General features: G+C 40.1%; 7 protein-coding genes. All 7 read left to right on the forward strand.

What is annotated here, in order from left to right:
• Position 1 precedes the first annotated feature (1 nt).
• The 7 genes from AC570I_RS04135 to AC570I_RS04165 all read left to right on the forward strand — a co-directional run bounded on the left by AC570I_RS04135 (position 2) and on the right by AC570I_RS04165 (position 11,592).
• Complete coding sequence (locus tag AC570I_RS04135) at positions 2–1,525, forward strand: RagB/SusD family nutrient uptake outer membrane protein (protein WP_497404466.1); 1,524 nt, start codon at positions 2–4, stop codon at positions 1,523–1,525.
• 28 nt (positions 1,526–1,553) lie between these two features.
• The gene (locus AC570I_RS04140) at positions 1,554–2,498 is read left to right on the forward strand and encodes a hypothetical protein (RefSeq protein WP_497404467.1); all 945 of its coding nucleotides are present in this window, start codon (positions 1,554–1,556) and stop codon (positions 2,496–2,498) included.
• 339 nt (positions 2,499–2,837) lie between these two features.
• Entirely contained in the window at positions 2,838–5,378 is a 2,541-nt protein-coding gene (locus AC570I_RS04145; RefSeq protein ID WP_497404468.1) for a zinc-dependent metalloprotease, read from the forward strand.
• A gap of 194 nt (positions 5,379–5,572) precedes the next feature.
• Entirely contained in the window at positions 5,573–7,687 is a 2,115-nt protein-coding gene (locus AC570I_RS04150) for a carboxy terminal-processing peptidase (RefSeq protein WP_497404469.1), read from the forward strand.
• Between the two features lie 235 nt (positions 7,688–7,922).
• Positions 7,923–9,260, forward strand: coding sequence for a S8 family peptidase (locus tag AC570I_RS04155; RefSeq protein WP_497404470.1), 1,338 nt, complete (start codon positions 7,923–7,925; stop codon positions 9,258–9,260).
• Positions 9,261–9,439: 179 nt separating this feature from the next.
• Complete coding sequence (locus AC570I_RS04160) at positions 9,440–10,321, forward strand: ROK family protein (RefSeq protein WP_497404471.1); 882 nt, start codon at positions 9,440–9,442, stop codon at positions 10,319–10,321.
• Complete coding sequence (locus AC570I_RS04165; protein ID WP_497404472.1) at positions 10,318–11,592, forward strand: DUF4861 family protein; 1,275 nt, start codon at positions 10,318–10,320, stop codon at positions 11,590–11,592. The genes AC570I_RS04160 and AC570I_RS04165 overlap by 4 nt, the downstream gene beginning before the upstream one ends.
• Positions 11,593–11,594 lie beyond the last annotated feature (2 nt).

An 11,594-nucleotide genomic window follows, 5' to 3' on the forward strand; every position in this document is an offset into this window, starting at 1 on the left:
CATGAGAAAACTTACTATATTTTCGCTAATACTATTAACTATAACATTTGGCGCTTGTAAAAAGTTCCTCGCTGAATATAGTCAGGATGAAATTAAACCTTCAACCACAAATGATTTAGCCGATTTAATGAATGGCGAAGCCTATCCTTACAGTCAGATTGTTGATAGACTGGATTTGCTCACCGATGATATTCAAAGTAATGGCTTAGCTGCGCCCAACGGCAATCAGGTAGCAAATTATGTCAACCCTTTTAAGCTTGGTACGCCCCAGTTTACCTTTGATAAAACCATGTTTGATGAGAATCAAACGCTTCCAACCGGTACAGATTTATATAAGATTTGGTATGCGAGGATTAAAGGTTGCAACGTAATTTTAGATAATCTGTCCAAGGTAAGTGGTTCACAACAAGCCAAGGATGGCATTAGAGGACAGTGTTTGTTTTTGAGATCTTATTATTATTTTAAACTGGCGACTACTTATGCTTTGCCTTACAGTGGCCAGGGTGTAAACCCCGAAACTGCATTAGGTGTGCCACTGGTCCTCACCAGCCAGGTTCGTGATGGGGGATTAAGTAGGGCTACTCTAAAGGAATTATACGATGCGATTGAAAAGGATTTATTGGAAGCCGAGGTTCTATTGAAGGCAAGCTTTACACCTCCCACAGCATACAGGGTTGGATCTGTTGCTGCCAATGCCTTATTGTGCCGTTTTTATTTGTATAGAGGCTTGGACAGCGATTTGGAGAAGGTAATTAGCTCTGCGGGCGACGTCTTACAAGAGCGGCCTTTACTCACCGCTCTCAGCACATTTGTCAATGTCAATAATCCAGCATCACCTTTGAAAGGAATCTTCGATCCTTCGAATTCTGAAGTTATTTGGATATATGGCATTAATCCTTCAGCAGACCGGGGAAGTTATTACCCTTTCTTGGCAACCACTGTTGCCGCTCCGCCTTACACAGCTTCCTCAGCATTGCTCTCACTCTATGAGCGTGGTCCAAGTGCACAAAATTATGGTGATTTGCGCTATCAAATGTATTTTGATACCTATATTATCGGTGCAGCATATCTTCCATACGGATCTCAAAAGGCAACCTTAAGTGCTTCATCTGGGGCTTGTGGGTTGAGGCTCTCAGAAGTCTACCTTAATCGTGCCGAAGCACTCATTAAGCGTTTTGTCAAAACTGGCAATGATGCAGATCGTGTGCAGGCATTAGCAGATATCAATTACTTAAGAGCGAACCGCTACGATACCCGTAATGTTGCCTACACACCAGTCTCGATCACTAATGGCGCAGACCTTTATACGTTTTACCAGCGGGAACGTAGGAGAGAGCTTGCCCTTGAAGAGGGGCACAGATGGCAGGACATCAAAAGGTGGTCTGTTCCAGTTTCGCATGATTACATAGCGGCCGATGGTTCAAAAAGCACTTTTACCCTGCCTGCAAACAGTCTTTTATACGCACTGCCAATTCCATATACAGCTTTTGTTGCAAACAATGACTTAATCCAAAATCCACGATAGTTTAATCATTTTACTAACATTATTAACAATGAGAACATATATTTCATGCCTGATTTTATTTTCGGCTTCTCTTATACTCATTTCGTGTAAGAAAACCGAAGCAACACTAACTCCTTCGTCCGATATCGATACTTACACTCTGCCGCAAGGAACAGCTGCATTTGACCAAACCATATTGGATTACTACAATAAATATAGTACGTATATGCTTTATAAATTTACGGATAAGGATGTTTACTGGACGCCAATCAAGTGGACTAAGCCAGTTCAGACGGTTACAACCGTGCCATGGACCGCTGGAGTCGATGTAACAGCCTCAGATGTTAATTACATACCCGCTCAATTGGAATTGATTAAAAATAAATGGTTTAGTTTTTACACCGATAAATTTTTAAAGAAATTTCTTCCCACTAAAATTATACTCTGCAGTCAACTGGATTCGATATCAAATGCTTATGTATATACCCCAGTATTTAGAGCGGATAAAGTAAAAACAAAGATTGGCGCTTATTATAGCTACGATAATATTGATATCAATTACGGAGACGCCTCTGTAACTACAATGACTGCAGCCGAAACCCGTCGGTTCCTGGCAAAGGTCAACCTGATATTTATACAAAGCATCATCGCAAGAGGTTTGAGTGAGCCCACTTTAGAATTCACCAATAGTGCGAATTATGCCAGTACTATGACTACTACTACACAGGCCTACGGGCGTGGGATCATCGCTCCCTTTGCTAGTGCAACTGCACAAACAGATTGGAATGCCTATATAACAGCAATGGTGAGCTATTCCACGGCCAATCTTAATCTCTCTACTGCAATTACTGATACAACGCCTGTTGGCATCTTGAATAGTACTAAAGACATTAGCGCACAGATAAAAAAGAGATACGCGATTGTCCGAAATTATTTTCTGAACGAATATGGAGTGGACCTGCAGGCAATTGGTAATGCGGCTAAGGGGAGTTAAATATTTTCTACGGCTAGTTAAAATATTGAATGCTCTAGCGTTTGCTCTCAAAGGCGATCACGATAACTTAACGTACCATGGTTCTTCCATTGCAAGAACCATGGTACCCCTTTTCCTTAAAAATAGCATGTCAATCTTTAATAGAAATTATAAATAGTCAATCACAGCTACGGCAATGACGTATTGCCTCAGGTATCTAATCTCCTGAAGGTATGCCTATTTTTTGCTGATAAAGTGTTAGGATAGAAAGCAGTCATATAACACTCATTGGTTTGTAATCAAGTTACGCTACAAACTACAACTATATTAAAAATAACCATAATCGTTAAGAATTATACAATGTTCAAGAAAATACTTTTTAGTATTCTTATAGGCTTATTAAGCCTTAATGCAAATGCACAGAAGCTTCCCGTAAGTAAATCTTCCACAGCCAGTACACAGCTGCCAATAAATAATGTTGCAGCTACTACCCTGGGTAAAGCAATAACAAGCGGTCCCAAACCTTACAATCAAGTGATAACTAGTAAAGCAAAGACATCTGCTGGTTTTTTTAAAGTACACAATGTAGACGAACGATACTTTTTTGAGATTCCCGATTCTCTATTGGGCCGGGACATCCTTGTGGTAAATAGGATTAGTAAAGCTGCAGCCGGAGTTCGTACTGGAATGATAGGATATGCGGGAGATGCAATTGGCGATAATGTGATACGCTTTGAAAAAGGCCCTGTAAACCGTATTTTTTTGAAAAGTATCTCTTATGGCGATCGCTCGACCGATACATCTGGATTATTTAGATCGGTTCTTAATTCGTCCTTACAGCCTATCATTGCCTCTTTTGATGTTAAAGCTTACAGCAAGGATTCGATCAGAAATACCGCCGCCAGTGTAATCGATGTTCAGGATTATTTGAATGGTGACAACGATATCTTTTTCTTCTCTTCAAGCGCTAAGCGGGATTTAGCAATCGGGGGTTTACTATCGGATCGTTCATACATGGTTGGCGTCAAATCATTCATCAGTAATATCGAAATCAAGACCATTAAAACTTATACCAGAGCAGCTCCCCAAAATCAGGCAGCATCGAATGCCACGCCCGGTGCAGGCGCGGCGACCATGGAGCTCAATAGCTCTATGGTATTGCTACCAATAGTTCCTATGAAGCCACGTTTATTTGATTCTCGCGTAGGGTATTTTGAGACGGGTTATACCGATTATGATCTCAATCCTCAAGGGGTAAGACAGGTTTCCATGATCACCCGTTGGAAGATGGAGCCTAAGCCAGAAGATGTCGAAAAATACCTCAAAGGTGAACTCGTAGAGCCCGCTAAACCAATTATTTTCTATATTGATCCTTCCACGCCAAAGAAATGGGTACCTTATTTGATTCAAGGTGTAAATGATTGGCAAAAGGCCTTTGAGAATGCGGGTTTCAAAAACGCCATCATGGCGAAAGAAATCCCCAAAGATGCGGATTGGGATATCGAAGATGCAACACATAATGCGATTGTATATAAGCCCTCAGAGGTTTCAAATGCATCAGGACCACACGTGCATGATCCTCGAAGTGGGGAAATTATAGAAACTCACGTGAATTGGTACCATAACGTAATGAAACTTCTACACGATTGGTATATCATCCAAGCGGGAGCCATAGATCCACAAGCAAGAAAAATGAAATTCGATGACCAGCTTATGGGACAACTCATCAGGTTTGTATCCTCTCATGAAATTGGCCATACCTTGGGACTGAGACATAACTTTGGATCATCATCCACTGTTCCTGTAGAAAACCTAAGGAATAAAAAATGGGTAGAGGAGCATGGGCACACCCCTTCGATTATGGATTACGCCAGATTCAATTATGTTGCCCAGCCGCAAGACAGTATCTCTGAAAAGGGAATATTTCCAAGAATTGGTGATTATGATATGTGGGCAATAGAGTGGGGATACAGGTGGTTGCCTAGATATAAAACGGCAAACGCTGAATCCAACTTTTTAAACGCTTACGTTACCTATAAGCTTGCCCATAATAAAAGGTTATGGTTTGGTAGCGAAACCGAGAAATATGATCCGCGTTCCCAGAGTGAAGATCTTGGCGATGATGCGATGTTGGCTAGCACCTATGGTATCATGAATCTTAAAAGAATAGTACCCAATATTATAAAGTGGACAAGTGAGCCCGGAAAAGGATACGAGGACGCGAAATCTACGTATGGCGATTTGGTTAAGCAGTTCGAACGTTATATTGGGCACGTTGCCAAAAACATTGGAGGGACCTATCATACTCCCAAATTAGTTAATGAACCTGGAAATGTATTTATAGCGGTGCCACCCACTATTCAAAGGAAAGCAGTAACATTCCTAGTTCAACAGGTTTTCGACACTCCAAAATGGTTAGTAAATCAGGCGCTAATAGGTAAAGCTGGAATTGATCCAGTAACCAGTATAAAAAGTATCCAATCAGCAACTTTAGCCAAGATACTGAATCCAGCAGTCCTTGCAGAATTGTTGAATGAGGAAGCAACCAATCCTAATTCCTATACTGCAAGGGAACTGATAAATGCCTTGCATGCTGCCATATGGAAGCCACTTTTAAAGGGAACCAGCACAAGCGTTTATGATCGAGACCTTCAGAAGGCTTATATTCAAATGCTTTCCTCTTTGTTGAAAGCTCCTGTTTCGCAAGTTCAGCCTCCAGGTGGTCAGTTCTTTACTAGAACGATTAACCCTGCGGGTTCAGATATATCCGCTCTGGCAAGAAATGAACTTTCGTCATTAAAGGCTCAGATTAGCCGCGGCGTAGCAAATATGGTAGGACTTAATAAAATGCACTTTCTGGATGTACTCGCCCAAATAAATGCGGCTCTTAAAGCGGATTGAAATAATTAGCGACTAAAAATTAAGTAAGACTCACATTTACATCTTATCAACATAACCAGCATGATTGCCGGCTACAAGCGATTAATTTAGATAAATGTCGGTATAATTTCGCTCTTGCTAATTTGAATCCTGCTATAGTTCATTAGGCTCATCGGGACTTTGATTTAGAATTTATTATCCATACAAAATAAAAAATGAAATATATAATTATTATCCTTCTATTAAGTTGTTCAACGATCAAAAGCGTTGGACAAAACTTTAAACCTCTTCAAGCAGAGGAAAAACAAAAATCAATTACACTGCTTGTTGCCGAGATGATTACCACTGCGAATTACAAGACTTTACCCCTTAACGATTCACTTTCCGGGTTGATTTTTGATCGCTATGTCAAAGCCCTCGATCCTGAGCACAACTATTTTTTGCAGAGCGATATTACATCATTTAAGTCATTTAGAACTGGATTTGACGAGGATTTGAAGTCCGCGGCTTTGGGAAACGCCTTTAAAATTTTCAATTGCTACCATGAACGTTTCCATAACGCAATGCAGTTTGCAATTAGTGATCTATCCAAACCCTACTCCTTTGATATTAAAGAAAGTGTCATAATAAATCGTGAGTTCTTGCCTTATCCTAAAGATATTAAGGAACTGGAATTGCTCTGGCATAAAAGAGTTAAATATGACTTGTTGATACTTTCTAATACCAGCAAAGACGAAAAAGCAAACAAAAAATTACTCGAACAAAGGTATAGCGATCTTATTAAGCAAGATGCTCAGCTCAATAGTCAGGATGCTTTTCAATTATTTATGAATTCAGTCATTGCTGCGGTAGATCCGCATGCTGCGTATTTGAATCCTATAAATGCAGCGGCATATAATGTAAGCATGTCTCGTTCTCTGGAAGGAATCGGGGCAAGTCTTTCTTTGCGCAATGGCTTTTTAACCATTCAATCTATGGTCGCTGGTGGACCGGCATTCAAAAGTAGGATGGTTAATCTTCAGGACCGTATTACAGCTGTTTCCCAAGGCGATGAAGATGCTTTCCAAGATATACGTGGTTGGAGGCTAGATCGCGCTGTGGCGCTTATTAAAGGTAAAAGAGGGACTTTCGTAAAACTTAAGATTCTCAGCAGCACGCAAAGTGAAACCGAGATTCCAAAGATTGTCACGCTCATAAGGGAAAAGATTTTATTGGAGGACCAGTCTGCGAAAAAGGAAATCCGGAAATATTACACCAATGGAAGGCAGATAAAAATAGGCATAATTAGCCTTCCTCAATTTTATTTTGATTATAAAGCTTTCAATTCCGGGGACAAAAATTACAAAAGTACCACTAGAGATGTGTCACTACTGATAGATTCTCTAAAGTCGGAAAAGGTGGACGGCATTCTCATTGATTTAAGGCAAAACGGTGGGGGATCGCTGGTTGAAGCCATAGACCTTACGGGCCTGTTTATCCCGACAGGACCTGTCGTGCAGGTCCGAGACAGGAAAAAAAATGTAAAAATCGAAACCGATAGAAACCCTCAGATCAAATATGAAGGTCCGCTTGGAGTTCTGGTAAACCGCTTTAGTGCTTCAGCATCTGAAATTTTTGCTGCGGCTATCCAGGATTATGGCAGAGGGATCATTATTGGCAGTCAGACCTATGGCAAGGGAACCGTTCAGCAAACCATTGATCTTGATCAACTTCTAGCGAAATCTAAAACTACTCAGCAGTCTGGCAATATCAACAATGCATCGGCTGTGACGGAAAATAAGCAGGAACAATTTGGGCAGCTAAACCTTACAATCGGTAAGTTTTATAGAATAAATGGCAACTCAACACAACATCTGGGCGTGACACCTGATGTTTTGTTACCAAGCCTATTTCCTGAAAAGCAATACGGTGAGGATAGTGAGAAATCCGCACTCGAGTATGATACAATTGCTGGTACACAGTATACTCGCATAAAAGATTTTACAGGTTTGATACCGCAATTAAATAGCAAACATCAAAACCGCTTCAATGCAAATGGTCTATCAAGATATGCATCTGAAACCATAACAGATGCTACCTTATCAGCCAAACCTGAGATGATATCACTAAATGCATCAGAAAACAGAAAATCCAATCAAATCAAAGAATTAAGGTTGATCAGGCGCGAAAATATTTTAAGAAAAGCCATGATGCTTCCCGGATTGAAAATTTTAGACAAAAAACCCCATGGGGAGGACGTTGATTTTATAAAGCGTGAAGGGGGGCAGGTAATGTCGGATTTTATATTATCCGTTGATTCCAAGCGAAATGTTAATTACTATAAGTGGTAAAAGATAGTCATAGGTGACGTTAATGAAGAATGGTCAGGGTGGATACCCTGATCTTCTTATTACAAATTCTAATTGTATGATTGTTTCATGTATTTAAACATGTCAACGATGAAATTCGATTGAATTTGCAAACTGCAGGTCCGCAATTGTTGATGTTCAGGTTACACCATAATAGAATTGCAAAAATGATGATCGAACGATACAGGTATAAAAATTAAACACTAAAATATATAAAATGAAAAAAATAATTGCAATGGCTGTTTACATGCTTCCTGCTCTTGGATTTGCACAGAAATTGCCACAAAACTGGCATATGCTATCAAAAGACGCAGATAGTGTTTACGGCATCAGTGTAAACAAAGCTTATGGTCAAGTTTTAAAAGGGAAGACTCCAAAACCTGTAGTGGTTTGTGTACTCGACGGTGGTATCGATACTTTACAGGAAGATTTAAAGGCAAGTTTATGGCGGAATACCAAAGAGGTTTTGGGCGCAGGGCGAGATATGGATGGCAACGGATATAAGGGTGACGTATTTGGATGGAACTTTCTTGGTGGTCCAAATGGGCAGGTAACAAAGGAGAGTGAAGATTATCAGCGAGTCTACTACCGATATAGAAAACAATTTGAAGGGCTTTCCAATGAAATGCAGGTAAAGAAGAAGGAAAGGCGACATTACAGGTCATGGGCATTAAGCAAAAAACTGTTAAAAAAGGCAGATACTATCGCTCCTATTGATTATCGGGGACAGCAAGTTAAAGACGATCAAACTAACATGAAAAATCGTTATTATGGGAATTCAAATCTTATTGGAAGTCCATATTTTCATGGTACCCATGTTGCTGGCATTATCGGAGCAGTGCGGGGTAATGGCCTTGGCATGGACGGCATAGCAGACGCCGTGCAAATAATGGGCGTTCGTGTGGTTTCAGAGGGAGATGAATACGACAAGGATGTAGCACTCGGTATTAGATATGCCGTTGATAATGGTGCAAAGATTATTAACATGAGTTTTGGTAAAAAGGTATCTCCTGAGCGAAAAATGGTAGAGGATGCCATCAGATATGCCGAGAAAAAAGGTGTATTGTTGATCTTCGCGGCGGGAAATAACGCTATCGATATCGATAGTATACCTCAATATCCAACTCCATTTTTTACCAAAGGAAACAAACGTGCATCCAATATAATAACCGTTGGTGCTAGTGGGCCCGGTGAAAAAAGTTTGATCGCTCCTTTTAGTAATTATGGAAAGAACACGGTAGATGTATTCGCGCCAGGCCAATTAATCTATTCAACTATGCCAGACAACAAATATAAAGCACTTTCAGGAACGAGTATGGCTGCTCCGGTAGTGACAGGCTTGGCAGCACTGATTAAAAGTTATTATCCTAGTTTAACAGCCCAACAATTAAAAAGCATTATTGAACAGTCCGTCACCAGAATCAGCTTTCCTGTAAAAAAACCACAATCAGGTGGTAAAATGGTTGCAATGACTGAACTCTGCAGGACAGGTGGTATTGTTAATGCTTACGATGCTTTGGTGTTGGCAGATAAGATCTCTAAATTAAATAAATAAACTGATTACCGATTTAAGAAACTACATATTCGTAGATGATGACAGCGAGAATGGTCAGGGCGGATGCCCTGGCCCTCTCTTTTTTTTGACCGCTTAAAAAAAAGTAATATCAAAATTATGAGTATAGAATGATAAGTTTTGTGTCCATGTTAAAAACAACTAGGAACTTGGAACCAAACATGAAAATTTTTATAGGGGTAGATGTCGGAGGATCGCATATTACCGCTTCAATCATAGATTTACAGAGAAACTGCGCAGTCAAATCATCCTATTGCCGTACGAGCGTGAATACACATGGACAAGCTCAAGATATTTTGGATTCTTGGATATCTAATATCCGCCAAGTAATGAGCCATGTAACGCCTTCTCCCGGTGGAGTTAGAATAGGTATTGCTATGCCCGGACCCTTTGATTATAAGAATGGAATTTCTCTGATAACCCAAATGAACAAACTCGAAGCCTTATATAAATTTAATGTAATGAGCTATTTGGCCGCTAAGCTAAATGTAGCTGAAAAGGATATTCTTTTCAGGAATGATGCAGAGGCTTTTTTACATGGCGAAGCCAATTGTGGAGCTGTCCGCCATGTTCAAAAGAGTTTTGGGATTACCTTAGGTACAGGACTAGGTTCAGCAATTCACCATTTAGGTAATACCAGTGATTGTAATTTAGGTGTATCTAAATTTAAAGATGGTATTGCCGAGGACTATTTATCCACGCGATGGTTTGTATCCAGGTACAAGGAGCTCACAGGTAGCGATATTGCCGATGCGAAACCGATCTTTGACCGACATTTTTCTGATCCAATTTCTCAGTCGATTATAGATGAATTTACAACAAACTTCAGTAGCTTTTTAGCTAATTACGTTTCTTTGGAAATTCCTGAAGCCATAGTACTAGGTGGGAATATTTCCAAATCTCATCATATTTTTCTAAGCGATTTAAATTCCAAACTGGTTAAACTCGGCGTTTTCGTTCCGGTCTATCCTTCAAAATTATGGGAAGATGCAGCAATGATTGGGATGGGGTATTACAGGAACGCTAATGTCTTGCCGGTATGATGGTCAAAAGAATACTATTTTCTCTATTGATAGGATTGCTATCCTATCATGCAGATGCACAGTTAAAACTGAGTCTGACTAATCGTACAAATACGAACCGAAGCGATGAATTAATCATCATCAAAAGGAAAGATGTATCGGCTATACTTAGTTCGCAAAAACCTTACTTGAGCATTTTGATCAATGGTAAAGATGTCCAATTGCAGTATGATGATTTGAATATGGATGGGAAATGGGACGAAGCAGTTTTTCTTTGCGATTTTAAAGTAAACCAAAGCCGCATGGCTATAATTAATTCTCATAAATTTCCATTCGGTCAGGGAAATATTAAAGCCCATGTCCGACAAATGAGAAAAGATGAACACAACCGTTTTGGAAAGAATCTTAAGTTTGACTCTATCCCTGAAAACACCCCTAATACTGATTTCAGCAGAGTGAAGTTACCGGGAATGCTTACCGAAGGGCCAGCATGGGAAAATGACAAAGTAGGTTTTCGCCTCTACTTGGATAATCGAAATGGAAAAGATATTTGGGGCAAGAAAACCCCGGTAATGATGATGGATAGTGTTGGGAGAGATCCGAAGGTCAGTTACCATGAACCTGCGAACTGGGGAATGGACATCTATAAAGTTGGCTCGTCTTTAAGTGCCGGTGCCTTAGCGCTAAACCTGAGGTTGCCCGATGGAAAAGACTCCCTTATTCGGTTGGGTGGGAAAAATATGGGGAAAGTTCTATATCGACAGATTTGTGATGGTCCTATAAGAGCAAAATTTGAATTAAAATATCCAAATTGGAGTTTTGCACCTGGATTTCCGTCGGTTTCCCTTACCGAGTGTATCACTATTTGGGGTGGTCAGTATTTTTACCAAAGTGAAGTTAGTCTTGATCCCACTGCAAAATCAGCCGGTCTGGTTACAGGATTTGCAAATCTTTATAGTTTGATGTTAAACCAGATCAGCAGAGGTGACAAAACCGCGATATTCACAATGGGCAAACAAAGTGAAAACCATGATAACCTTGGACTGGCGATAATAACAGATACCCAAGAAATATCCGCTATCGATAGTGTTGGGAAAAACGGCATAGATGTAAAGGACAGTTATCTTGTCAAATTTAAGGAAGGTAAAGGCAAATCCACTCATCGATTTAGATTTCTGGCAGGCTGGTCACAATCAACACCACTGTTTAATACTTTCGAAGGTTTTCGAAATTATCTCGCCTTGCAAACCATGCTGTTCTCCAATCCAATCATCTACAGATGGAAAAAATAAAT

It is taken from the genome of Pedobacter sp. A2324, assembly GCF_059693705.1.

Excerpts from the sequence above, each read along its gene's own strand:
- AC570I_RS04160 (WP_497404471.1), top strand. The coding sequence starts at position 9,440 with ATGAAAATTTTTATAGGGGTAGATGTCGGAGGATCGCATATTACCGCT.
- AC570I_RS04135 (WP_497404466.1), top strand. The coding sequence starts at position 2 with ATGAGAAAACTTACTATATTTTCGCTAATACTATTAACTATAACATTT.
- AC570I_RS04145 (WP_497404468.1), top strand. The coding sequence starts at position 2,838 with ATGTTCAAGAAAATACTTTTTAGTATTCTTATAGGCTTATTAAGCCTT.
- AC570I_RS04150 (WP_497404469.1), top strand. The coding sequence starts at position 5,573 with ATGAAATATATAATTATTATCCTTCTATTAAGTTGTTCAACGATCAAA.
- AC570I_RS04165 (WP_497404472.1), top strand. The coding sequence starts at position 10,318 with ATGATGGTCAAAAGAATACTATTTTCTCTATTGATAGGATTGCTATCC.
- AC570I_RS04155 (WP_497404470.1), top strand. The coding sequence starts at position 7,923 with ATGAAAAAAATAATTGCAATGGCTGTTTACATGCTTCCTGCTCTTGGA.
- AC570I_RS04140 (WP_497404467.1), top strand. The coding sequence starts at position 1,554 with ATGAGAACATATATTTCATGCCTGATTTTATTTTCGGCTTCTCTTATA.